The organism is Pseudomonas sp. LP_7_YM (assembly GCF_004364435.1).
Lineage (GTDB): Bacteria > Pseudomonadota > Gammaproteobacteria > Pseudomonadales > Pseudomonadaceae > Aquipseudomonas.
The window spans coordinates 23,517-47,326 of record NZ_SOCT01000007.1; the positions used below are offsets into that span (position 1 = coordinate 23,517).

20 protein-coding genes are annotated in these 23,810 nt (G+C 59.6%); 15 read left to right on the top strand and 5 right to left on the bottom strand.

The annotated features are described in order from the left end of the window. Positions 1–92: 92 nt before the first annotated feature. The 3 genes from EC915_RS16905 to EC915_RS16915 all read right to left on the bottom strand — a co-directional run bounded on the left by EC915_RS16905 (position 93) and on the right by EC915_RS16915 (position 3,773). The gene (locus EC915_RS16905; RefSeq protein ID WP_133751676.1) at positions 93–1,415 is read right to left on the bottom strand and encodes an MFS transporter; all 1,323 of its coding nucleotides are present in this window, start codon (positions 1,413–1,415) and stop codon (positions 93–95) included. Between the two features lie 294 nt (positions 1,416–1,709). Continuing rightward, positions 1,710–2,948 (bottom strand): CNNM domain-containing protein, encoded by a 1,239-nt coding sequence (locus tag EC915_RS16910; protein WP_133751677.1) that lies wholly within the window; start codon positions 2,946–2,948, stop codon positions 1,710–1,712. A 12-nt stretch (positions 2,949–2,960) separates the two neighbouring features. Next, positions 2,961–3,773, bottom strand: coding sequence for an inner membrane protein YpjD (locus tag EC915_RS16915; protein ID WP_133751678.1), 813 nt, complete (start codon positions 3,771–3,773; stop codon positions 2,961–2,963). 251 nt (positions 3,774–4,024) lie between these two features. Between EC915_RS16915 and ffh the strand changes: the two genes are divergently transcribed. From ffh to EC915_RS16970, 11 genes are all read left to right on the top strand, one after another. Continuing rightward, on the top strand, positions 4,025–5,401 hold the full coding sequence (gene ffh / locus EC915_RS16920; RefSeq protein ID WP_133751679.1) for a signal recognition particle protein: 1,377 nt from the start codon (positions 4,025–4,027) through the stop codon (positions 5,399–5,401). Between the two features lie 248 nt (positions 5,402–5,649). Then, positions 5,650–5,901: a 30S ribosomal protein S16 gene (gene rpsP / locus EC915_RS16925; protein ID WP_081565778.1), complete on the top strand. Its 252-nt coding sequence runs from the start codon at positions 5,650–5,652 to the stop codon at positions 5,899–5,901. A 5-nt stretch (positions 5,902–5,906) separates the two neighbouring features. Continuing rightward, positions 5,907–6,443, top strand: coding sequence for a ribosome maturation factor RimM (gene rimM, locus EC915_RS16930; RefSeq protein ID WP_133751680.1), 537 nt, complete (start codon positions 5,907–5,909; stop codon positions 6,441–6,443). A 3-nt stretch (positions 6,444–6,446) separates the two neighbouring features. Then, on the top strand, positions 6,447–7,199 hold the full coding sequence (trmD, locus tag EC915_RS16935) for a tRNA (guanosine(37)-N1)-methyltransferase TrmD (RefSeq protein ID WP_133751681.1): 753 nt from the start codon (positions 6,447–6,449) through the stop codon (positions 7,197–7,199). A 43-nt stretch (positions 7,200–7,242) separates the two neighbouring features. Next, positions 7,243–7,593 carry a 50S ribosomal protein L19 gene (gene rplS, locus EC915_RS16940; protein ID WP_133751682.1) on the top strand — a complete coding sequence of 117 codons (351 nt, stop codon included), beginning with the start codon at positions 7,243–7,245 and terminating at the stop codon, positions 7,591–7,593. 216 nt (positions 7,594–7,809) lie between these two features. After that, positions 7,810–8,706 (top strand): site-specific tyrosine recombinase XerD, encoded by an 897-nt coding sequence (xerD, locus tag EC915_RS16945; RefSeq protein WP_133751683.1) that lies wholly within the window; start codon positions 7,810–7,812, stop codon positions 8,704–8,706. Between the two features lie 168 nt (positions 8,707–8,874). Continuing rightward, positions 8,875–9,615, top strand: a complete 741-nt coding sequence (gene dsbC / locus EC915_RS16950; protein WP_133751684.1) for a bifunctional protein-disulfide isomerase/oxidoreductase DsbC — start codon at positions 8,875–8,877, stop codon at positions 9,613–9,615. A 135-nt stretch (positions 9,616–9,750) separates the two neighbouring features. Beyond that, positions 9,751–11,055 carry a homoserine dehydrogenase gene (locus EC915_RS16955; protein WP_133751685.1) on the top strand — a complete coding sequence of 435 codons (1,305 nt, stop codon included), beginning with the start codon at positions 9,751–9,753 and terminating at the stop codon, positions 11,053–11,055. Between the two features lie 150 nt (positions 11,056–11,205). Continuing rightward, entirely contained in the window at positions 11,206–12,615 is a 1,410-nt protein-coding gene (thrC, locus tag EC915_RS16960; RefSeq protein WP_133751686.1) for a threonine synthase, read from the top strand. Positions 12,616–12,736: 121 nt separating this feature from the next. After that, a complete protein-coding gene (locus tag EC915_RS16965) occupies positions 12,737–16,363 on the top strand; it encodes a transporter substrate-binding domain-containing protein (RefSeq protein WP_372237917.1) in 3,627 nt (1,208 codons plus the stop codon). Between the two features lie 86 nt (positions 16,364–16,449). After that, positions 16,450–17,700, top strand: coding sequence for an EAL domain-containing protein (locus tag EC915_RS16970; protein WP_166651012.1), 1,251 nt, complete (start codon positions 16,450–16,452; stop codon positions 17,698–17,700). On the opposite strand, the gene EC915_RS16975 is transcribed toward EC915_RS16970, so the two are convergent. After that, positions 17,669–18,328, bottom strand: coding sequence for a response regulator transcription factor (locus tag EC915_RS16975; RefSeq protein ID WP_133751688.1), 660 nt, complete (start codon positions 18,326–18,328; stop codon positions 17,669–17,671). The two genes, EC915_RS16970 and EC915_RS16975, sit on opposite strands and share 32 nt — an antisense overlap. Before the next feature lie 274 nt (positions 18,329–18,602). Between EC915_RS16975 and EC915_RS16980 the strand changes: the two genes are divergently transcribed. Further along, positions 18,603–18,899: a DUF3509 domain-containing protein gene (locus EC915_RS16980; RefSeq protein ID WP_133751689.1), complete on the top strand. Its 297-nt coding sequence runs from the start codon at positions 18,603–18,605 to the stop codon at positions 18,897–18,899. 162 nt (positions 18,900–19,061) lie between these two features. On the opposite strand, the gene EC915_RS16985 is transcribed toward EC915_RS16980, so the two are convergent. Further along, entirely contained in the window at positions 19,062–19,955 is an 894-nt protein-coding gene (locus EC915_RS16985) for a TIGR02285 family protein (RefSeq protein WP_133751690.1), read from the bottom strand. A gap of 291 nt (positions 19,956–20,246) precedes the next feature. Between EC915_RS16985 and EC915_RS16990 the strand changes: the two genes are divergently transcribed. From EC915_RS16990 to EC915_RS17000, 3 genes are all read left to right on the top strand, one after another. After that, positions 20,247–20,789 carry a YaeQ family protein gene (locus tag EC915_RS16990; RefSeq protein WP_133751691.1) on the top strand — a complete coding sequence of 181 codons (543 nt, stop codon included), beginning with the start codon at positions 20,247–20,249 and terminating at the stop codon, positions 20,787–20,789. Positions 20,790–20,848: 59 nt separating this feature from the next. Beyond that, complete coding sequence (recJ, locus tag EC915_RS16995; RefSeq protein WP_133751692.1) at positions 20,849–22,564, top strand: single-stranded-DNA-specific exonuclease RecJ; 1,716 nt, start codon at positions 20,849–20,851, stop codon at positions 22,562–22,564. 104 nt (positions 22,565–22,668) lie between these two features. After that, on the top strand, positions 22,669–23,775 hold the full coding sequence (locus tag EC915_RS17000) for an NADH:flavin oxidoreductase/NADH oxidase (protein ID WP_133751693.1): 1,107 nt from the start codon (positions 22,669–22,671) through the stop codon (positions 23,773–23,775). The last annotated feature ends 35 nt before the right edge of the window (positions 23,776–23,810 follow it).

The following is a 23,810-nucleotide window of genomic DNA, read 5'->3' on the forward strand; positions in this document are numbered from 1 at the left end:
GCGCCCCTCAGAGGCGCCGTTTTTGTTTCTGATACGAGGCTTTGGAGGCCACTCCCTCTTCCACAGATGATCCGCGTTGCCTGGAAATCTGCTCAGGCAATCGTATCCAGATCGGCATTTCGTGTTTCCTTCAGGCACAGCACGGCAATCAGGCTCAACAATGCCGCCGCCGACACATACCCGCCGACCCAGCTCAATCCGCCCATTTCCACCAGCTGCTGAGCGAAGAATGGCGCCACCGAAGCGCCTACGATGCCACCGATGTTATAAGCCGCCGAGGCGCCCGTGTAGCGCACACGGGTCGGAAACAGCTCGGGCAGCATGGCGCCCATCGGGGCAAAGGTCACCCCCATCAAAAACAGCTCGATAGACAGAAACAGCGTCACCGCCCAACTCGTGCCGTGGGTCAGCAGCGGCTCCATCAGAAAGCCTGAAAGGACCGCCAGCAGCCCACCAATGATCAGCACCGGTTTGCGTCCGAATCGATCGCTTGCCCATGCCGACAGTGGTGTCGCCAGCGCCATGAACAGCACGGCGAAGCACAACATGGCGAGAAAGGATTCACGGCTGTAGCCCAGTGTCTTGACCCCGTAACTCAGGGAGAACACGGTCGAGATGTAAAACAGCGCGTAACACACCACCATCGAGGCCGCACCCAGCAGCATCGGCGCCCAATACTGCGCGAACAGTTCGACAATCGGCATTTTCAGACGCTCATGGCGGGCGATGGCCTGGGCGAAAATTGGCGTTTCTTCAAGCTTCAGTCGCACATACAGGCCGATGACCACCAGCACGGCACTGAGCAGGAACGGGATCCGCCAGCCCCAGGCGCGGAATTGCTCGTCATTCAATGTCATCGCCAGTGTCAGAAACAGTCCGTTTGCCACCAGAAACCCGATCGATGGGCCGAGTTGCGGGAACATACCAAACCAGGCGCGCTTGTCCTTCGGTGCGTTCTCGGTGGCCAGTAGCGCCGCGCCACCCCATTCGCCGCCCAGTCCGAGCCCCTGACCGAAACGCAAAATGCACAGCAGGATCGGCGCCCAAGGGCCGATGGCTTCATAGCCCGGTAGGACGCCAATTAGGGTGGTGCAGACGCCCATCAGCAACAGCGAGGCGACCAATGTGGATTTACGACCAATACGATCGCCAAAGTGGCCGAACAATGCCGAACCGAGAGGGCGAGCCAGAAAGGCAATGCCGAACGTAAGAAACGCCGACAGCATCTGTGCGGTGCTGGAGGTCTGGGGAAAGAACACCGGCCCGATTACCAGCGCAGCGGCCGTGGCGTAGACATAGAAGTCGTAGAACTCGATGGCGGTACCGATAAAACTCGCAGTGGCGACGCGGGCAGTGGAGTTTGCGCGAGGTGCCTGGCGCTCGTCGCTTGCGGGGAGCGTGGAGGTGCTGGTCATGCGGTTATCCCTGGCAGTCTCTTGCCTGTCAGCGGGAGACGAAACGGCCTGCGCGCACTGGGGCAATCGTTAATTATTGTGGTTGCAGCGCTGAACAGGTCAGCCCGGATGCGGGCGATGGCAGGGCTCGGGATGAGAGCGGGCGCCAGGAAAGTCGTTTGAAAATGTCAGGCTGAGTGACTGGCCGACTCTCGCATTGTGCGGGTAGCACGCAGGGCGGCGGGGCTGGGTAAGCGACTCGATTATAGGAAGGGCGCCAGCGCGCAAACAAGTGTTTAAAGCTGGCGATGCCTTTTAAATCACGTCTTTGGTCCTTGTGTTCTGCCACATCAGCACGCGCGTGACGCGATTGTCTTCGGTTTCCAGCGTTTCCAGACGATACGGCCCGATCTTCAGGCATACCGAGCTGTCGGGAATGGTCTCCAGCGCTTCGGTAACCAAGCCGTTCAGGGTCTTGGGGCCGTCGGCAGGCAGATGCCAGCCCAGTGTCTTGTTGAGGTCGCGGATGGAGGCCGCGCCGTCGACCACCAGGCGCCCATCGGGCTGCGGATGAATGTGCGGGTTGTCTAGGGATTGCTCACTTTCGAACTCACCGACGATCTCTTCCAGAATGTCTTCCAGGCTGATGATGCCTTGCACCTCACCGTATTCATCGACCACCACGCCCATGCGCCGCTGTTGCTTGTGGAAGTTGAGCAGCTGTAACTGCAGCGAGGTGCTTTCCGGGACGAAGTAAGGATCGTAGCAGGCCGCCTTTAGCGCTTCCTTGGTCAACTGCCCGCGTGGCAGCAGGTGGCTGATCATGCGGGTGTTGAGTACCCCTTCGACCTGATTGATATCGTTGTGATAGACCGGCAGGCGCGTATGGCGCGAGATGATCAGCTTATCGGCGATCTCCTCGATGGTCTCGTCCAGATTGATGCCATCCACTTCACTGCGCGGCACGAGGATGTCGTTGACCGTCATGCTGTCGAGCGCATGAATCCCGGAAACGACCCGGAAGCGGCCAAACTGGCTTTCATTGTCCTGATAGATGGCGGGAACCCTGTCGTCGTCATCCTCGGCAGTGTCCGGTCGGCGCCTGGACAAAAACGGACGCAATAGCAGCTTGGCGATGTTCTTGTAGACCCAGGTCACAGGCCGCAACAGGCGCATGGGGATGCGCAGTACGTTATTGCCCAGCAGCACAATGGCTTCAGGGCGGCGCGCAGCGAGTTTGCGTGGGATGAATTCGGTGACGATCACCAGTGCGCTGGCGACCGCTATCCAGGCGATCAGCGGGCCATGAAAATACCACTGCCCCATGGCCAGCAGCGTTGCCAGGATCGTGATCAGGACCTTGAGCAACGTATTGCCGAGAATGAGGCTGTTGAGATTGAACGCCAGCGCAGGTTTGGGCGGTTCGCTCGAACGCGGGTTGACATGCACTGCGCGCAGGTTGTGATGAGCCGCTTCCACGGCGGTGAACAGCCCGGACCACAGGGTGAGCAGGGCCAGGAGCGCGAGCATCGTGCCAGCAGGCAAGTTATCCATGATCAGCGCTCGTCAGATGTGCAGGATGTATTCGCGTACCAGCTTGCTGCCAAAATAGGCCAGCATCAGCAGCAGGAATCCGCCCAACGTCCAACGGATCGCCTTGTGGCCGCGCCAGCCCAATCGGGTTCGGCCCCACAACAGCACGCCGAAGACAATCCAGGCGAGGATCGACAGCAGCGTCTTGTGCACCAGATGCTGGGCGAACAGGTTCTCGACGAACAGCCAGCCGGAAATCAACGACATCGACAACAGGGTCCAGCCCGCCCAGAGGAAGCCGAAGAGCAGGCTTTCCATGGTTTGCAGTGGCGGGAAGTTTTTAATCAGCCCTGAGGGATGTTTGTTCTTCAGCTGGTGGTTCTGCAACAGCAGCAGCAATGCCTGGAACACGGCGATGGTGAACATACCGTAAGCCAGGATCGACAGCAGGATGTGGCCGATCAGGCCATGCTCGCCGAGGATGGGCTGAAGGGTGCCGCTGGGCGCAAACTCCGCCATCAAGGTCGTCAACAGCCCAAGCGGAAACAGCAGAATCAGCAGGATTTCCACCGGAAGGCGGATGCACGCCAGCATGGTCACGATGATCACCGCCACGGCGATCAGGCTGGCGGCACTGAAGAAGTCCAGACCCAGGCCGATCGGGCGTACCAGCTGACCGAACAGGGCACTGGCCTGACAGGCGACGGCCAGGGTGCCGATCAGGCACAGCAGCCACTTATCGGCCCTTTTGCCCTGACGCAGGCGCGTGCCTTGATAGAGGGTCGCAGCGGCGTAGAGCACGGCGGCGGCGAGGCTGAATAGCAAACTCGGTGACAAGGGGAACATAGATCCTGTTGGGCGTGCCCGAAAGCCGCTGAGTTTGGCATAGAACCGACATTGCACGAAAGACCACAGAAGCAGACGTCGTGGTGTCCGTGCGCCGGAGTCTTCGCTATAATCTGCGGCCTGCTCAAGCCACAGGCTCGCCGAGTGCTGTTCTCCTCTATATATGTAGCGCCTTCAAGCGCCGTGGAAGAGGGCATGTATGCAACAGCACCGCACCAACTGGGGTTCGTCACGAACTCAAAGGATCACGCATGTTTGAAAATCTGACAGACCGTCTCTCGCAGACGCTGCGCCAGGTCACCGGCAAAGCCAAGCTGACCGAGGACAACATCAAGGACACTCTGCGTGAAGTGCGTATGGCGCTGCTCGAAGCCGACGTCGCCTTGCCGGTTGTTAAAGACTTCGTCAATCGCATCAAGGAGCGCGCCGTCGGCACCGAGGTGTCGCGCAGCCTGACGCCGGGCCAGGCGTTCGTGAAGATCGTCCAGGCCGAACTTGAAGAGATGATGGGGGCCGCCAACGAAGAGCTGACCCTCAACGTCACGCCGCCTGCAGTCATCCTGATGGCCGGTCTGCAGGGTGCGGGTAAAACCACCACTGCGGGCAAGCTGGCGAAATTCCTCAAGGAACGCAAAAAGAAAAGCGTGATGGTGGTGTCTGCCGACGTCTACCGTCCTGCGGCAATCAAGCAGCTGGAAACCCTGGCCAACGACATCGGCGTGACATTCTTCCCGTCCGACATCAGCCAGAAGCCGGTGGACATTGCAGAAGCGGCCATTAAAGAGGCCAAGCTCAAGTTCATTGACGTGGTGATCCTCGATACCGCTGGCCGTCTGCATATCGACGCCGAGATGATGGGCGAGATCCAGGCGCTGCACGCAGCGGTCAAGCCGGCGGAAACCCTGTTCGTGGTCGACGCCATGACCGGTCAGGATGCCGCCAATACGGCCAAGGCCTTTGGTGATGCACTTCCATTGACCGGGGTGATCCTGACCAAGGTCGACGGCGACGCCCGTGGCGGCGCCGCGTTGTCGGTCCGTGCCATCACCGGCAAGCCGATCAAGTTCATCGGTATGGGTGAAAAGAGCGAGGCGCTGGAGCCGTTCCATCCTGACCGTATCGCTTCGCGCATCCTCGGTATGGGTGATGTGCTCAGTCTGATCGAGCAGGCCGAGCAGACCCTGGACAAGGACAAGGCCGACAAACTGGCCAAGAAGCTGAAGAAGGGCAAGGGCTTCGACCTCGAAGACTTCCGTGATCAGCTGCAGCAGATGAAGAGCATGGGCGGCCTCGGCGGCCTCATGGATAAACTGCCGAGCATCGGTGGCGTCAACCTGTCGCAGATGGGTAACGCGCAGAGCGCCGCAGAAAAGCAGTTCAAGCAGATGGAAGCCATCATCAACTCGATGACCCCGGCCGAACGCCGTGACCCTGAGCTGATCAGCGGTTCGCGCAAGCGCCGTATTTCCATGGGTTCCGGCACTCAGGTCCAGGATATCGGGCGTCTGATCAAGCAACACAAGCAGATGCAGAAGATGATGAAGAAGTTCTCGACCAAAGGCGGCATGGCCAAAATGATGCGCGGGATGGGCGGCATGCTACCCGGTGGCGGCATGCCCAAAATGTGATTTGCAACGCGCGGGACTTGGTCCCGCGCGTCGTTCTTTGGGAAAACCTTCCCACTGGCCTGCTTCGGCAGGCGCTTAATGGTCGTCGATGTCGACGGCTCCTTGGCAAATCTTGACGGCATTGCGGCTTCGGCCGGAAAAAGTCATTTGCAAAAGTCCGGATATTCCTTAGAATACGCGGCCTTTCGGGCACCCATGCCCGCTGTGCATCTTAAGATTTGCAGCACCGACTACAGGAACTTTGTTCAATGCTAACAATCCGTCTTGCCCTTGGCGGCTCCAAAAAGCGCCCGTTCTACCACCTGACTGTGACCGACAGCCGTAATCCACGCGACGGTTCGCACAAGGAACAAATCGGTTTCTTCAACCCGGTTGCCCGTGGTCAAGAAATCCGTCTGTCCGTGAACCAAGAGCGTCTGGCCCACTGGCTGAGCGTTGGTGCACAACCTTCTGAGCGTGTTGCTTCGCTGTTGAAGGAATCTGCCAAGGCTGCGGCCTGAGCAATATGAACGCGACGCCAGCCATTGCTGATGACTTGATCGTTATTGGCAAAATTTACTCTGTACATGGCGTTCGCGGCGAAGTGAAGGTGTATTCCTTTACTGATCCGACTGAAAACCTGTTGCAGTACAAAACCTGGACGCTCAAGCGCGAAGGCAATGTTAAGCAGGTTGAGCTGATCAGCGGGCGCGGGAATGACAAGTTCCTGGTCGCGAAGCTCAAGGGTCTCGATGACCGAGAAGAAGCTCGTCTTCTGGCCGGTTATGAGATCTGTGTGCCGCGCAATATGCTTCCTGATCTGACCGACGGCGAGTACTACTGGTACCAGCTTGTGGGTCTGAAGGTCATCGATCATCTGGGGCAATTGCTCGGGACAATCGATCATCTTCTTGAAACCGGCTCAAACGATGTAATGGTGGTCAAGCCCTGCGCAGGCAGTCTGGATGATCGCGAACGCCTGTTGCCCTATACAGAGCAATGCGTGTTGGCCGTCGATCTGGTTGCAGGCGAGATGAAGGTGGATTGGGACGCGGATTTCTAAGCAATGGCTAGCCTGCGCATAGAGGTCATCAGTCTGTTTCCCGAGATGTTTTCCGCCATCAGCGAATACGGCATTACCAGCCGTGCGGTGAAGCAAGGGCTGTTGCAGCTGACTTGTTGGAATCCGCGGGACTACACCACGGATCGGCATCACACCGTGGACGATCGCCCGTTTGGCGGTGGCCCTGGGATGGTGATGAAGATCAAGCCTCTGGAAGATGCACTGGTTCAGGCCAGGCAGGCAGCAGGGGAAGCGGCGAAGGTGATTTACCTGTCGCCACAAGGCCGCAAGCTGGATCAGCCTGCGGTACGCGAACTGGCGCAGGAAGAAGCACTCATCCTGATTGCCGGTCGTTATGAAGGCATTGACGAGCGTTTTATTGAGGCTCATGTCGATGAAGAGTGGTCGATTGGTGACTATGTGTTGTCTGGCGGTGAATTGCCTGCCATGGTCCTGATAGATGCGGTTACGCGACTGCTGCCTGGAGCTTTAGGGCATGTGGATTCCGCGGAGGAAGATTCCTTCACGGATGGTCTGCTGGATTGCCCGCATTACACCCGACCGGAGGTGTATGCGGATCAGCGTGTTCCCGACGTGTTGCTAAGTGGCAATCACGCACACATCCGGCGTTGGCGTTTACAGCAGTCCCTTGGGCGGACCTATGAACGACGCGTCGATCTTCTGGAAAGCCGCTCGCTTTCTGGAGAAGAGAAGAAGCTGCTGGCGGAATACCTCCGCGAGCGGGACGATAGTTAACGTATCGATGGTAAATCCGATCGATTTACCTTAGGAGCACAGCATGACCAACAAAATCATTCTTGCACTCGAAGCAGAGCAGATGACTAAAGAGATCCCTCCCTTTGCCCCGGGCGACACCGTTGTCGTTCAGGTGAAAGTGAAGGAAGGCGACCGTTCGCGTCTGCAAGCGTTCGAAGGCGTCGTTATCGCCAAGCGCAACCGTGGTGTGAACAGTGCTTTCACTGTTCGTAAAATCTCCAACGGTGTTGGCGTGGAACGGACTTTCCAGACTTACAGCCCGCAGATCGATAGCATGGCTGTGAAACGTCGCGGTGACGTTCGCAAGGCCAAACTGTACTACCTGCGTGACCTGTCCGGTAAAGCAGCTCGCATCAAGGAAAAACTGGTTTAATCCGGTCTCCCATGCAGGAAGAAGCAGCCTACGGGCTGCTTTTTTGTGCCCGAAGAAACGAAAACCGATGGCCAGCCACTGCATCTGATCCGAATGGGCGGACCTGTTCGTGAGCAAGCTCACTGCCCACCGGTCGCGCATGAACGTGAGGGTTTTGTATCGTCCCTGCAGATATGAAAGACTGCCCTTCGTTTCCCGCCGCTCAAGTCTGACCCCATGCCCGCGCTAGACCACCCCGTGATCGACCGTTTTCTGGACGCCCTTTGGCTGGAAAAGGGACTCTCGGACAACACCCGCGATTCGTATCGCAGTGACTTGGCATTGTTCAACGGCTGGCTCCAGGAGCGGGGCATCGAATTGATGAATGTGGGGCGCGAGGTGATTTTCGATCATCTGGCGTGGCGCGTGGACAACGGCTACAAAGCTCGCTCCTCGGCGCGTTTCCTCTCCGGGGTGCGAGGTTTTTATCGCTACTTGCTGCGCGAAAAGCTCATCACGGTCGACCCCACATTGCAGGTGGACATGCCGCAACTGGGCAAGCCGCTGCCCAAATCCTTGTCCGAGGCCGATGTCGATGCGTTGCTGGCAGCACCGGACCTGAGCGAGGCTATCGGTCAGCGTGACCGGGCCATGCTTGAAGTGCTGTATGCATGCGGCCTGCGTGTGACGGAACTGATCAGTCTGACGCTTGAGCAGGTCAACCTGCGACAGGGTGTACTGCGGGTGATGGGCAAAGGCAGCAAGGAGCGTCTAGTACCTATGGGTGAAGAAGCGATTGTCTGGGTCGAACGCTATATGCGTGACGCCCGTCAGGAGCTGCTCAACGGCCGTCCCAGCGATGTACTCTTCCCCAGTCTTCGGGGCGAGCAGATGACGCGCCAGACGTTCTGGCACCGCATCAAGCTCCAGGCCAAGGTTGCCGGCATCGGCAAGTCCCTGTCGCCGCACACCTTGCGCCACGCGTTTGCGACGCACCTGCTCAACCACGGTGCGGACCTTCGGGTGGTGCAGATGCTGCTGGGTCACAGTGATCTTTCCACAACACAGATCTATACCCACATCGCCCGGGCCCGCCTGCAGGATCTGCACGCCAAACATCACCCGCGCGGGTAATCCGGTAGCGGTAATTTACGATGAGTCTTACATCAGTCGGCGTCGGCCTCGCGAGCCTTATGTGATAGGCTTTGCCGGTTTCGCAGATTGGAGCGTCGAAAACCTCCCGGTACGTTCGCGTACGTGGTTTTCATACCCGCCCGTCTGCCCACCGCTCGAGGAGTATTCATGCGCGTGACTCGTTTTATCGGTGCTGCTGTCGTAGCGCTGGCCAGCACATTTACCCTGTTCGCCCACGCCGACGAGGCGTCCGACAAGGCTATTCGCAAAACCCTGGAATCGCTGAACCTGGAAATCCCCGTCGAGAGCATCTCCAGCAGCCCGCTTAACGGTCTGTACGAAGTCAATCTCAAGGGCGGTCGCGTGCTCTATGCCAGCGCTGACGGTCAGTTCGTCATGCAGGGCAACCTCTATCAGATCCAGGGCGGCAAGCCGGTCAACCTGACCGAAAAAGTCGAACGTCAGGCGATTTCCAAGACCATCAACGGCATTCCGACCGCAGACATGGTGGTTTACCCGGCGGTGGGTGAAACCAAGTCGCACATCACCGTTTTCACCGACACAACCTGTCCGTACTGCCACAAGCTGCACGGCGAAGTGCCTGAGCTGAACAAGCGCGGCATCGAAGTGCGTTACGTGGCATTCCCGCGCCAGGGGCTGGGATCACCGGGCGACGAGCAACTGCAGGCGGTGTGGTGCTCCAAGGACCGTCGCGATGCGATGGACCGGATGGTCGACGGCAAGAACATCAAGGCGGCCAAATGCGATAACCCGGTTACCAAACAGTTTCAAATCGGCCAGGCGATCGGTGTGAACGGCACGCCAGCCATCGTTCTGGCGGACGGTCAGGTGATTCCCGGCTATCAGCCGGCACTGCAAGTTGCCAAACTGGCGCTCGGCACCAAGTAATTCCGCCCGTCGCGGCCATGTCTGCGACGGACGTTGAAGCGCCACAGCTGTCGGCGCTTCATCAACAGCGAGCCGCATCCATTGCGGCTGTTTTCACGGCCGGCCTCGCGTCGGCCGTTTTATGGGGAGTTCATAGTGAAACCGGTCAAAGTAGGCATCTGTGGGCTGGGTACTGTCGGTGGCGGTACCTTCAATGTGCTAAAGCGTAACGCCGAGGAAATTGCCCGCCGTGCCGGGCGCGGAATCGAAGTGGCGCAAATCGCCGTGCGTAGACCCAACCCCAATTGCCAGATTACCGGTACCCCGACCACCACCGATGTTTTCGAGGTCGCCAGCAATCCAGAGATCGACATCGTCATCGAGCTGATCGGCGGCTACACCGTTGCCCGTGAACTGGTCCTAAAAGCCATCGAAAACGGCAAACACGTGGTCACCGCCAACAAGGCGCTGATTGCCGTTCACGGCAACGAAATATTTGCCAGGGCTCGCGAGAAGGGCGTGATCATCGCCTTCGAAGCTGCGGTCGCTGGCGGTATTCCGGTCATCAAGGCGATTCGTGAAGGTCTCGCCGCCAACCGTATCAACTGGGTGGCCGGCATCATTAATGGCACCGGTAATTTCATCCTCACCGAGATGCGCGAAAAGGGCCGTACCTTCCCCGATGTGCTGGCCGAAGCTCAGGCGCTGGGCTATGCCGAAGCTGATCCGACCTTCGACGTCGAAGGCATCGACGCCGCGCACAAGCTGACCATTCTGGCCTCGATCGCATTCGGTATCCCGCTGCAGTTCGACAAGGCTTACACCGAAGGCATCACCCGGCTGACCACCGCCGACGTCAACTACGCTGAAGCATTGGGCTATCGCATCAAGCACCTGGGCGTTGCGCGCAGCACCCCGAGCGGTATCGAGTTGCGCGTGCACCCGACCCTGATCCCGGCTGATCGTCTGATCGCCAACGTCAATGGCGTGATGAACGCTGTAATGGTCAATGGCGATGCTGCCGGTTCGACACTGTTCTACGGCGCCGGTGCCGGTATGGAACCCACCGCTTCATCCGTGGTGGCTGATTTGGTCGATGTCGTTCGCGCCCTGACCACCGATCCGGAAAATCGCGTTCCGCACCTGGCGTTTCAGCCGGACTCGCTGTCGGCTCATCCGATCCTGCCGATCCAGGAGTGCGAGAGTGCCTACTATCTGCGCATTCAGGCCAAGGATCACCCCGGCGTATTGGCTCAGGTGGCGAGTATCCTGTCTGCCCGGGGTATCAACATCGAGTCGATCATGCAGAAGGAAGTTGAAGAACAGGATGGTCTGGTGCCGATGATTCTGCTGACCCATCGCGTGATCGAACAGCGCATGAACGACGCCATCGAGGCGCTGGAAGCACTGCAGGATGTGGCTGGACCGGTGGTTCGCATTCGCGTCGAGCACCTGAACTAAACGCTGCGGTTAGCCTTGAGTGGCAAACTGCAAGTCAACGCAAAACCACATCGCGGCGAGCTTCACGCTGCGGGCGGCAGGCAAAAGCTGAATCGCTTTGAACTGCCGCTTGTAGCTCGGAGCTTGCAGCTCGAATCGAAGGTTTGAAAAATGCGCTATATCAGTACCCGCGGCCAGGCTCCGGCCCTGAATTTCGAAGACGTGCTGCTGGCCGGCCTCGCCACCGACGGCGGTCTGTACGTTCCAGAAAACCTGCCTCGTTTCACTCAGGAAGAAATCGCTTCCTGGGCGGGTCTGCCTTACCACGAGCTGGCTTTCCGGGTCATGCGCCCGTTCGTAACAGGCAGCATCCCGGATGCTGATTTCAAGAAAATCCTTGAAGACACCTACGGTGTGTTCGCCCACGGCGCCGTCGCGCCGCTGCGCCAGTTGAACGGCAATGAATGGGTGATGGAGCTGTTCCACGGCCCCACTCTGGCGTTCAAGGACTTTGCCCTGCAGCTGCTCGGTCGCCTGCTGGACTACGTGCTGGAAAAACGCGGTGAGCGTGTGGTGATCGTTGGCGCGACATCCGGTGATACCGGGTCTGCGGCCATTGAGGGCTGCCGTCGCTGCGAGAACGTCGACATCTTCATTCTGCATCCGAACAATCGCGTCTCGGACGTTCAGCGCCGGCAGATGACCACCATCTTCGGCAACAATATTCACAACATCGCCATCGAAGGCAACTTCGATGACTGCCAGGAAATGGTCAAGAACAGCTTCGCCGACCAGAGCTTCCTGAAGGGCACGCGCCTGGTCGCGGTGAACTCGATCAACTGGGCACGGATCATGGCCCAGATCGTCTACTACTTCCACGCTGCCTTGCAGCTGGGCGGTCCGGCACGTTCGGTGGCTTTCTCGGTTCCGACCGGCAATTTCGGCGACATCTTTGCCGGTTACCTGGCGCGCAACATGGGCCTGCCCATCAGCCAGTTGATCGTGGCAACCAACCGCAACGACATTCTGCACCGCTTCATGAGTGGCAATCAGTACGTCAAGGAAACTCTGCACGCCACGCTTTCCCCATCCATGGATATCATGGTTTCGTCGAACTTCGAACGTCTGCTCTTCGACATGCACGGTCGCAATGGCGCGGCGATCGCCGGCCTGATGGACAGCTTTAAAAAGGGTGGCGGTTTCAGCGTCGAAGAAGACCGCTGGACCGAGACCCGCAAGCTGTTCGATTCCCTGGCCGTCACCGATGAACAGACTTGCGAAACCATCGCCGAAGTCTTCGCCAATACCGGCGAGGTGCTCGATCCACACACCGCCATTGGCGTCAAAGCCGCTCGCGAGTGCCGCCGCAGCCTGGACACGCCGATGGTCATTCTGGGGACCGCGCATCCGGTCAAATTCCCTGAAGCCGTGCAAAAGGCCGGTGTAGGAAAGGAGCTTGAATTGCCTGCACACATGTCTGATCTGTTCGAGCGGGACGAGCGCTGCACCGTGCTGCCAAATGACCTGAAAGCCGTGCAGGCCTTCGTCAGCCAGCATGGTAATCGTGGCAAACCGCTCTGACGGTATAGCCGTGTAACAACTTAAGGCCCGCCCACTGGCGGGTCTTCTCGTTTCTGCATGCCACACTTGCGCGATATTTATGATTTTCGCGGATAAACAATTGGCGGTAGAAAACATGAACATGGACACGCAGGGAGTGCCCGTCCAGACCAGAACCCTTCGATACATGCTATGCACACTGTTGCTATTGGCGTGTGTATGGAACCGGGCAGGCCATGGGGCGGAGTATCTGCCTTTTGTTCTGGGCGCTCCCTTTCTGAACTTGCAACCCTTGCGGCTCGATGACCCTGACCGTAAATGGCTGGACGAGCACGCACAGCTTCGGGTCGGCATTTCGATTGCCGATTACGAGCCCATCGACATCACCAGCGATCGCAATCGCTATCAAGGCCTCAGCGCCGATTATTTAAGTCTGATCAGCGCCAAGCTGGGCATTCCCGTACGCGTCTCCGGCTTTGCCAAGCGCGAACATGCCGTCGCGGCGCTGCTGGCTGGCAAGATCGACCTGATAAGCAGCGCCACTGGCTATGAACGCGGTATGCCCGGTCTGGCATTCACCCGCGACTACCTGCAGGACCGGTCGGTAGCGGTAGGGCGCGGTGACGATCACACATTGGGGACCTCCTTGGAGGGTAAACGCATTGCCCTGCTCGATGGCTACGCCGATGCAGATGTCGTGCACCGCGTCTATCCGCAAAGCACGGTCCTGTTGGCTCCGACGCTGTTCAGCGCGATGGAGGCCCTGGCGCAGGGCGATGTCGATGCCTTTGTCGGCAACGAAGTGATTGCGCGCTCCTATAACGCTCTGCGACCTTATCTGGGCTTGCAAATCAGGTTCGAAAGCCTCCTGCCTCCTGGAGGATTTGCGTTCGCCACCCGTAAGGAAGACGGGAAGTTGCTGGGGTTGCTGAACCGCGCACTTGGCGATCTGGATGACTCGGTCAGCCGGGAAATTCAGGGCCGCTGGACGGTTGGCCTTGGCGCAGATGTTCAGGGCCGGCGTATCCGCCTCAGTGCGGACGAGCGTCAATGGGTCAGCCGACACTCTCAGGTCACGGTCGCCTCTACCTTGCATCCGCCCTACATCTATCAGGACGCCGGCGGTCATTGGCAGGGCCTGAATATTGACATCCTCAACCGTATTTCCCGCATGACCGGGCTCAAGTTCGTGCACCAGGCAATGCCTTCCACACAGGCGGCGCTGGATACCCTGGCTTCGGGGGAAGCCGACATGAACACCACCCTTGCCGATACCGCTGAACGCAGGACCATTCTGGACTTCAGCTATGCCTACGGCGGCAACAGCTGGGTCTATGTGGTTCGAGCGGACAACAAGTCTTCGGTCAGTCTGGCCGAAATGTCCGGGAAGGTTCTGGCGATGCCGGCAAGTCACGCGCTGCTGGAGTTCATTCGAACCGATTACCCAGACGTGCAGTTAAGGCTTGTGCCGACCTACGCCGATGCTCGTCAGTTGGTGGAGACCGGGCAGGCCGAGGCGACCATCCAGAACGAGGCAGGCGCCTGGATGTCCCCACCTGATGGCTTGAAAGTCGGGCGTAGCGTTGAGGGCAAATGGTCGCCTGACCGTTTTGCCGTGATCAAGACCGAACCGGAACTATTGAGCATTCTCAACAAGGCGCTGGATGAGTTTCCAGTCGCGGAAATGCGGGCGATCCGCATGAGGTGGCTTGGCGCAATGCTGGCCCAGCCTACACTCTTGCAGCGTATTCCTTCCTGGCTCTATTGGCTGCTGGCCCTGGCCTTGCTGGTGGGGCTGGTATCGCTCATCTGGAGCAGCCGCCTGAAACTGCAGATTCATCACCGACTGCGGGCCGAAGCGCAGCTCAGCGACCAGCTTGCATTCAAGCGCGCGCTGTTCGACGGCATTCCCAACCCTATCTATGTTCGCGACATTCAGGGGCGGCTGGTGTCGTGCAATCGCAGCTACGAGGAAAGCTTCGGCATCAGCTATGAGCAAATGAACGGTCGGCGCTTGATTGATGTTGATCTGATCCCTCGTGAAACCGCCGAGCTCATGCACGCCGATTACATGAGCTTGCTGCAGACGCAGGAGCCCGTGTTCGTCGACCGCAGCATGGTACTTGGCGGGCATCCTATCGAGGCCTGGCAATGGACCGTTCCCTTTCACAGTGCCGATGGACAGCTACAGGGGCTGTTGGGGGGATGGATCGACATCACCGAGCGTAAACGACTCGAACGCGAGTTGACCCTGGCCCGTAAGCAGGCCGAGCAGGCGAACCGGGCCAAGAGTACGTTTCTGGCCAACATGAGCCACGATATTCGTACGCCGCTGTCAGCCATCGTTGGTTTGCTGGAGCTTGAGCGCGAACACACATTGCTGCGTGGTGGAGCGCCGTCCGAGGGGCTGGAGGTCGCCCGTCGTTCTGCACGGGAGTTGGTGGAGCTGATCGGTGAGAGCCTGGATCTGGCAAAAATCGAATCCGGGCAGATGCAGTTGTCGACCGTGGTCACCTCATTGCAGCCCTTGCTGAACGGGGTTTACCAGTTGTTCGAAGTTCAGGCGCGCGAACGCGGGTTGCAGCTCACCTTGCATCGCGACCCACAGGTCGCAGAAGCTTATTGGGTCGACCCGCTGCGTCTGCGGCAGATCTTGCATAACCTGATCGGCAATGCGCTGAAATTCACCTCCCAGGGCGCAGTGACGATTCATGTGGGCACTCGGCCCGATGGCCAGACGCCGCCGGGGCTGCGCTTTGAGGTGGTGGACTCCGGGATGGGCATGAGTGCAGAACAGCAGGGGCGCGTATTTCGACCCTTCGCGCAGGCCGATGCGCAGACCGCCCGGCAGTTTGGTGGCAGCGGTCTTGGCCTGAGCATCTGCAAGCAGCTGGTGGAGTTGATGGACGGTGAAATCTCCGTCACCAGCGCTCTGGGTGAGGGAACTCGGGTCAGATTCGATCTGCCAGTGATGGCGGCACACGCTTCGCTCACGCCACAGCCGCCGCCGGATCGGCCGCGCGCAGCCGCAACGGCGCTGCGAATTCTCGTGGCCGATGATCTGTCGGCCACTCGCCTGGTGCTGACCGGGCAACTTGAATTGCTGGGCCATCAGGTCATCGCGGTCGACAGCGGGGAAGCGGCGCTCCAGAGGTGGCGCAACGACTATTTCGATGCGCTGATAACCGATTGCAACATGCCGGGCATGGACGGTTATGAACTGACGCGAACGCTGCGCGACATCGAGCGTCTGGAGCAATGGGTAAGCCGCCCGATCATCGGTTGCACGGCCAATGCCATGCACGAGGAGAGGGGGCGTTGTGAGGAGGCGGGAATGGACGCCTTGTTGATCAAACCGGTGTCGCTGGCGCAGTTGGCTGAAAAGCTTGAGGAGGTAGTGCCCTCGAAGGAAGCGGCTGCACGCCAGTTCAATATTCAGGTTTTGCATCACATGACTCAGGCCAATGAGTCACAGATTCAAAAAATGCTCGCCGAGCTGTGGAAAAACCTGCGCCAGGAACGGGAAATCCTTGAGCCTGCGGTCGCCGTGCGCGACTGGAAAACCCTGAGCGCCTGCCTGCATCGGCTCAAGGGCGTGGCCTGCCTGATAGATGCTGTGCCGTTGGCCAGGGCCTGCGCGCAACTGGACAGCGACGTTCGCGCACGGGCCCCCGGCCCGATTGACAGCGCCTGGCAGTTGCTTGACGCGACCCTGCAGGCGCTGAGTCAGTCTCTTGAAACTCACCTGGACGAGGTGCCCGCACTTTAAGACGTGTCCTATGTCGGGCACGCCGCCAGCTCCTTAAAATGCATCGTCCCAAAGCCGGATCAGGCTTTGATTGCAGGGGGTCAAGCGTGCATTCGCTCAAGGTTCTGATACTCGAAGACAATCCATTCCAGCGGATGGCGTTGCATCAGATGCTCAACGCCAATCAGGTATTCGACGTGCTGACCGCAGGCAGCGTCGAAGCGGCACTGTGTGAACTGGAACAGCGCGGCCCTGTGGATATCGCCCTATGTGACCTGCACATGGACGGCGAGGACGGTCTTTCGCTGATTGGCTACCTCGCTGACACGGGGCAGGCGGGGGCGGTGATCATCCTCAGCAGCGCCGAAGCTTCGGTACTCGATAGCGCGGCGCAACTGGCCCGGCAGCGTGGCGTCAGGATTCTGGGGGCGCTACAAAAGCCTGCCTCGGCGGCCGCCATCGGCGCGCTGTTGGCGCAGCGGCTATCGCTTGCCGGGGCGCCAGAGACCGCCCGGTTTGAATACACCGAGCCGACGGCATTACCGCCGCTCGACAGCGCCCACGACTATCGTGCTCAGTGGATCCCTTATTTCCAGCCAAAGGTAGGAGCGGGCGGTGAACTGGTTGGCGTCGAATTATTGGCCCGCTGGCAGCATCCTACGCTGGGTCTGTTGGCGCCAGGCCGTTTCCTGCCGCAGCTGGAGCAGGCAGGTTTGATCACCGTTTTGACCTGGCACATGCTGGAGCTGGCGCTGAGCCTGTCCCATCGGTTGTTGATGTCTCGCGGGCGCGCGCTGCCGGTGGCCGTGAACATTCCACCACAGTTGCTTGATCAGCCGGATTTCGTTCCCGGGCTGCAATTGCTGCTGGAGCGCTTTGCGGTTCAGCCGCAGATGCTGACCCTGGAAGTGATCGAGCAGTCGGCGCGGCAAATGGCGGTTGTGCAATTCGAGAATTTGCTGAGGCTGCGCATGGCCGGTTGTCGACTGTCCATCGACGACTTTGGCACCGGCGCATCAAACATCCAGCGGCTCCTGGAACTGCCATTCAACGAACTGAAAATCCCTGCGGAGTTCGTCCGGGGGATGGCCGAGGATCGACGCAAGTCGGCCGTGGTCGGTGGCGCCCTGTTCATGGCAAAAAGAATGGCCCTGGACGTTGTGGTGGAAGGCGTTGAAACGGCCGAGGACTATGCGGCAGTGTCAATGCTGGGTAGCCCGGCCATTCAGGGCTATTTCATCGCTCGGCCAATGGGCGAGGCCGATTTGATGAACTGGCTGGATGATCTTGAGCACCGTCCGGAACACGTGTTGGCGTTTCGGTCGATCAGGCCAGACCGTGCTCCTGCAGGTAAATGAACAGCGCTGCGTCGTTTACCAGTCCCAGCTTGCGCATCGCACTGACCTTCTGTGCGCTGACTGTCTGCTTGCTGCGATGCAGTTGTGCGGCGATGGTGCCGACCGCATTGCCTGCAGCGAGCAGACGCACGACTTCCAGTTCACGGGGCGAAAGGTCACGCAGCGCGACCAGTGTGTCGGAACTGTGATCGCTGGCCTCCCGCAACATGCGTCGCACCGAATCGGCGATGAAGGTGTTGCCGGTGCTCACGCAGGCGATGGCGGCGGGCAGCTCGTTGGCCATGCTCGCCTTGCTCAGCACTCCGTTGACGTTTAGGGCGAGCATCGAGCGGAACAGCCCGACATTGTTGAGCATGGTCACCACGATGATAGGTAACGCCGGATGTTCGCGGCGGATTCGTTCAAGCAGGCGCAAACCGTCGTTCTGATCCTGAACCGGCATCATGAAGTCCGTCACCAGCAGATCGCACGGCTCATTTCCGAGGGTCTGCATCAGCTCATCCGGCGCACTGGCCTGGGCAATGACCCTGGCATGCGGATTCTGCTCGATCACCACTTTCAACCCGATCAGAAATATCGGGTGGTCGTCGGCCAGGATCACGCGCATCGCTTTTTCTTTGGCGGCCATGCCTGCAGCTCCTTTGCATAAAGATCCGGATGCATCCTGTATATCTGGCGGCGGCGCTGGCACAGACATTCAGTCAATCATCCTGAAATGGAAGTTACCGCGCAAAATCGTCATGGGACACAGAGCATGGCGGGCTGAGCGGTCGGGTTCTACAGTATCAGGTTGCGATAATCACCCGGTTCACGGCAGAAACTGGGGAGGAAAAGAACTTTGCGCTGCGGTCGATGGTCATTGGTAAGCACCTTTGCATTCAAACTGTTGAGTGGTGATCCAGATGGAAAATATCAGCTTACTGTTGAGCGAAGCGCTGGCACCTTATCAGGCAAGCCTGGGAGTGGCCGGTGTGAATGGCGAGCGTCTGGTGACGCTGAAAAATGCAGCCGGTGCGATCGTGATCGAACGCGTTTATTCCGCTGCCCAGTTGTGTGACAAGCGTCAGCTGACCGATGTGGTCGACGGCCTGCATCGTGACCTGATGGTCGCCGAAGGGCGAATCGAGCCTTGTGTCATCGCCGCCATGCGCAATGCCGCACAGGCACATGCTTTTACTGCCGCTCGTGGATTTGTCTGAGTGCCGGGGAACCTTATGGGTTGAGTAGGCTCCTATTTATTACGGCAGGCGCAGGCATTGTGCTCCGGTGTTCATGCTGCCTGCCGTACGGGTCCAAGATGGGCCACGGTTGACCCCGAGTAGTCTCCCCGCTGCTCGGGGTTTCTTTTTGCCTGCCGTTTGTCAGTGCTGTGACTGATCGAAAAAGGTCAGCGCGTCTTGCCGGTATTGCTGCTTGTCGATGGCCCACTGGGTAAAGAACGGGATCAGTCGGGTGGTGCGCAATGTGCGCATTTCGCGGTTTATGATCGCGACTGCCTCGCGGCCCTTGTCGGTTTTCGAGCAGCCGATGTGCGCGAACTGGTACTTGGGCGTGTCTTTGACCGGGAAGAACTCCAGCTCATCCGGCGCAATGCCCTGTTGCTGGGCCTGGTAGCGAGCCTCTGGCCAATAACTGATGATCGCCTGAAAGCGCCCGAGACGCTCCATCTGCACCATGCTGCCCACAGCCGAATTGCCGTAATGCAGGATCAGGTTCTCGGGCCGGGTGGTGTTGCGCAGGATGTCGTCGATGACCGGGCCATAGCTGCGCTCGGCGACGATGCCGGTCTTGACGGTATTGCTTTCCAGCAGCGCAGCCAGATCAAGATGCCCGTCTGCTCTGAGGAAAGGCGCAAACAGCGCATGCTTGCTGCGCTCGATGGTCACACCGTTGCCGTTTATTGCGTAGATGGGAATCGAAAAGAGAGTGGTCTTCTCGCGTTTCGGCGTCCACAACAAGGTCGGATCGCAGGCGAACACCTCAGGGTCCTGCAGCATTTGCGTTCCGCGAGCACGGTTGACGTGCATGATCTGATGGTCGTACTGCGGCATCCGCGCGATCAGTTCCGGCATCAGTTGGTCGATGGCGCCCTGACCGCTCTGAGTGCCGGCGAAGATGGTCAGGGGAGGGAAGTCGCGCAGCAGCCAGATGAGGGTTTCCCTGGCGCAGGCATCATCAGGCAGGCTGCCCAGGACCGCGGCCAGTAACAGGACCAGCAGGCCGTGTTTGCGATGGCGTGAATAACGATTGACCATCCGTTGATGCAAACCCCGAAAAAACTGAATGACGGCGCTGCAACCACGCCCCAGGGGGGCTGAATTCGCGACGGACCACCTTATGACCTTCATGCTGGAGGGTCTCGCAGTAAGGTATCGGCGTTGTAGAGCATTTGTTTAACACTCGTGACTTTAAGATCAGTAAAGCACCCTGAAGAACGCGCACAGGGCGGATTTGCTCAACGAGGTCGATCAATCATTGAGTTCGGTCGTTCAAGGGCGCGCGCATCGGGTAGACTTGGCGCCTTCCCTGTCTTTAGAAGCCCGTTCATGGCCCAGCCGTCCACGACCTACAAATTCGAACTGAACCTCACCGACCTTGATCGCGGGGTTTACGAAAACGTCAAACAGACCATCGCCCGTCACCCATCGGAAACCGAAGAGCGCATGACCGTGCGCTTGCTGGCGTATGCGTTCTGGTACAACGAGCAGCTGTCGTTTGGTCGCGGTCTGTCGGATGTTGACGAACCGGCGCTGTGGGAAAAAAGCCTGGATGACCGCGTTCTGCACTGGATCGAAGTCGGCCAGCCGGATGCCGATCGTCTGACCTGGTGCTCCCGTCGCACCGAGCGCACCAGCCTGCTGGCCTACGGCAGCCTGCGCGTCTGGGAAGGCAAGGTCGTGCCAGCGGTGAAAAACCTGAAGAACGTCAACATTGCCGCCGTGCCTCAGGAAGTGTTGGAGATTTTGGCCAAGGACATGCCCCGGGTCATCAAATGGGACGTGATGATCAGCGAAGGCACGATTTTCGTGACCGACGACCGTGGTCAGCACGAAGTGCAATTGCAATGGCTGGCCGGTGAGCGCGGCTGATCGCCGACGTTCCCGGAATGACTGACTCAGCTCCACCCGAACACATCAGCGGAACCCGAATGCGCATCGAATCACGCCAGTTGCCCGACACCCTGCCTTTTCTCGGCGATCTGCCGCCCCTGTTGACCCGTCTGTACGCCGCTCGCGGTGTGCTGTCCCAGGAGGAACTGGACAAGGGCCTGGCGCGGCTGATTCCGTATCAGCAGCTCAAGGGCATTGACGCGGCGGTTGATCTGCTGGTGACGGCACTGCAGCAACGTCAGCGCATTTTGATCGTCGGCGATTTCGATGCCGATGGCGCCACCGCCAGTACGGTCGGTGTGTTGGGGCTGCGTCTGCTCGGCGCCGCGCATGTCGATTATCTGGTGCCGAACCGCTTCGAATACGGGTACGGCCTGACACCGGAAATCGTCAAGGTCGCACTGGAGCGCCAGCCCGACCTGCTGATGACCGTGGACAACGGGATTTCCAGTGTCGAGGGCGTGGCAGCTGCCAAGGCCGCCGGCCTTCAGGTGTTGGTGACCGATCACCACTTGCCGGGCCACGAACTGCCCGCCGCCGACGCCATCGTCAACCCTAACCAGCCGGGCTGCACCTTCCCGAGCAAAGCATTGGCCGGTGTCGGTGTGATCTTCTACGTGTTGATGGCCTTGCGTGCGCGCTTGCGCGATATCGGCTGGTTCGAGGCCAACGGTCGCGCGCAGCCCAATCTCGGCGAGTTGCTGGATCTGGTCGCGCTGGGGAGCGTCGCTGACGTGGTGCCTCTGGACGCCAACAACCGCATTCTGGTGCATCAGGGCCTGATGCGCATTCGTGCCGGTCGGGCCCGCCCCGGTCTGCGCGCCATTCTGGAGGTCGCGCGGCGTGAGCCTTCGCGCATCACCTCCACTGATTTGGGCTTCATCCTTGGTCCGCGCCTGAACGCAGCGGGACGGCTGGACGATATGAGCCTGGGCATCGAATGCCTGCTGTGCGATGACGAGACGCTGGCGCGTGAAATGGCCGTGCAACTGGACGAGCTCAATCAGGACCGTAAATCCATCGAGCAGGGCATGCAGCGCGAGGCCTTGGCCCAGCTCAAGGACTTGCCCGTGGAGTCGATGCCGTTTGGCTTGTGCCTGTACGAGGCCGAATGGCACCAGGGTGTGATCGGCATTCTTGCCTCGCGCCTGAAAGAGCGTTACCACCGGCCAACCATCGCCTTCGCCAGCGCCGGGGCGGGCGTATTGAAAGGTTCGGCGCGTTCGGTGCCGGGTTTCCACATTCGCGATGCGCTGGATGCGGTGGCGGCGCAACACCCCGAGTTGATCAGCAAGTTTGGTGGCCATGCGATGGCTGCCGGGTTGTCGCTGCCCGCCGAGCACTTTCCAGCGTTCGCTGAAGCCTTCGATGCCGAGGTGCGGCGCCAGATGACTGAAGAAGACCTCACCGGGCGCCTGGTATCGGACGGCACCCTGGCGGTTGAAGAATTCCACCTTGAACTTGCACGCGCGCTGCGCAATGCCGGGCCTTGGGGGCAGCATTTTCCCGAGCCGCTTTTTCACGGTGTGTTCCAGCTGGTGGAGCAGCGTGTGGTCGGCGAGCGGCATCTGAAGATGGTTCTCAAGACCGAGTGCGGCACGGTGAAGCTCGATGGCATCGCATTTAGCGTTGATCGCGATGTCTGGCCCAATCCGAGCGTGCGCTGGGTCGAACTGGCGTACAAGCTTGACCTCAATGAGTTTCGCGGCAATGAAACCGTGCAGCTGATGGTGGCGCACATTTCGCCGCGCTGACGGCCTGCCGACTGACAGCTGGAACCGCTGCCGCCATCGGGTTGTCGATTGGTTTCCAGGTTCGAATCAACACGGAACCTTCTCCTACGACTCAAGAGGTGCCCATGAGCCTGCTGCTAGAACCCTATACCCTGCGTCAACTGACCCTGCGCAACCGCATCGTGGTGTCACCGATGTGTCAGTACTGCTGCGCCGATGGCCTGGCCAATGACTGGCATCTGGTCCATCTGGGCAGCCGTGCCGTGGGCGGCGCCGGGCTGATCTTCACCGAGGCGGCCGCTGTCACCCGGGACGGCCGCATCACGCCGGAAGACCTTGGCATCTGGAACGATGACCAGATCGAGCCGCTGCAACGCATTACCCGTTTCATCACCACGCAGGGCGCCGTCGCCGGCATTCAGCTGGCCCATGCCGGACGCAAGGCCAGCACCTGGCGTCCGTGGCTGGGCAGGCAGGGCAGCGTTCCAGCCGATCAGGGCGGCTGGACGCCGTTCGGGCCTTCCGATATCGCTTTCGATGCCAAGCACACGTCACCGGTCCCTCTGGATGAGCAACAGATCCAGGAGGTGATTCAAGCGTTCGTCGCGGCTGCCAAACGTGCCTTGACGGCGGGCTTCAAGGTGGTGGAAATCCACGCCGCCCACGGTTATCTCCTGCACCAGTTCCTCTCGCCATTGAGCAATCAGCGGCAGGACCAATACGGCGGCTCGTTCGAAAACCGTATTCGCCTGACGCTGGAAGTGACCAAGGCGGTGCGCGAGGTTTGGCCGCAGGAATTGCCGCTGTTTGTGCGCGTATCAGCCACCGATTGGGTGGAAGATGGCTGGGATGCTGACGAAACCGTTGAACTGGCCAAGCGTTTGAAAACCCTGGGTGTCGATCTGGTGGACGTGTCCTCGGGCGGCACCGCTGCCAGCGCCGAGATTCCAGTAGGGCCGGGGTATCAGACACACTTCGCCGAACGGGTGAAGAAGGAAGCAGAGATTGCGTCCGGCACCGTGGGCATGATCACTGACCCGGCGCAGGCCGAACACATTCTGCGCACCGGGCAGGCCGACCTGATCCTGCTGGCACGGGAGCTGCTGCGTGATCCTTACTGGCCGCTGCACGCCGATGACGATCTGGGCGGACGGCAGGCGGTATGGCCGGCGCAGTATCAACGTGCGACTCACCGTGATCAGCCGATTCACGAGTCGGATCTGCGCGATTGAATTGCCAGGTGAATTGACCCTGTTGCAGTACCGCA

Coding starts and splice junctions, on each gene's coding strand:
- recJ (WP_133751692.1), top strand. CDS start 20,849: ATGCGCATCGAATCACGCCAGTTGCCCGACACCCTGCCTTTTCTCGGC.
- EC915_RS16980 (WP_133751689.1), top strand. CDS start 18,603: ATGGAAAATATCAGCTTACTGTTGAGCGAAGCGCTGGCACCTTATCAG.
- EC915_RS16975 (WP_133751688.1), bottom strand. CDS start 18,328: ATGGCCGCCAAAGAAAAAGCGATGCGCGTGATCCTGGCCGACGACCAC.
- rpsP (WP_081565778.1), top strand. CDS start 5,650: ATGCTAACAATCCGTCTTGCCCTTGGCGGCTCCAAAAAGCGCCCGTTC.
- trmD (WP_133751681.1), top strand. CDS start 6,447: ATGGCTAGCCTGCGCATAGAGGTCATCAGTCTGTTTCCCGAGATGTTT.
- dsbC (WP_133751684.1), top strand. CDS start 8,875: ATGCGCGTGACTCGTTTTATCGGTGCTGCTGTCGTAGCGCTGGCCAGC.
- EC915_RS16910 (WP_133751677.1), bottom strand. CDS start 2,948: ATGGATAACTTGCCTGCTGGCACGATGCTCGCGCTCCTGGCCCTGCTC.
- thrC (WP_133751686.1), top strand. CDS start 11,206: ATGCGCTATATCAGTACCCGCGGCCAGGCTCCGGCCCTGAATTTCGAA.
- EC915_RS16990 (WP_133751691.1), top strand. CDS start 20,247: ATGGCCCAGCCGTCCACGACCTACAAATTCGAACTGAACCTCACCGAC.
- EC915_RS17000 (WP_133751693.1), top strand. CDS start 22,669: ATGAGCCTGCTGCTAGAACCCTATACCCTGCGTCAACTGACCCTGCGC.
- xerD (WP_133751683.1), top strand. CDS start 7,810: ATGCCCGCGCTAGACCACCCCGTGATCGACCGTTTTCTGGACGCCCTT.
- EC915_RS16985 (WP_133751690.1), bottom strand. CDS start 19,955: ATGGTCAATCGTTATTCACGCCATCGCAAACACGGCCTGCTGGTCCTG.
- EC915_RS16915 (WP_133751678.1), bottom strand. CDS start 3,773: ATGTTCCCCTTGTCACCGAGTTTGCTATTCAGCCTCGCCGCCGCCGTG.
- rplS (WP_133751682.1), top strand. CDS start 7,243: ATGACCAACAAAATCATTCTTGCACTCGAAGCAGAGCAGATGACTAAA.
- EC915_RS16965 (WP_372237917.1), top strand. CDS start 12,737: ATGGACACGCAGGGAGTGCCCGTCCAGACCAGAACCCTTCGATACATG.
- EC915_RS16905 (WP_133751676.1), bottom strand. CDS start 1,415: ATGACCAGCACCTCCACGCTCCCCGCAAGCGACGAGCGCCAGGCACCT.
- rimM (WP_133751680.1), top strand. CDS start 5,907: ATGAACGCGACGCCAGCCATTGCTGATGACTTGATCGTTATTGGCAAA.
- ffh (WP_133751679.1), top strand. CDS start 4,025: ATGTTTGAAAATCTGACAGACCGTCTCTCGCAGACGCTGCGCCAGGTC.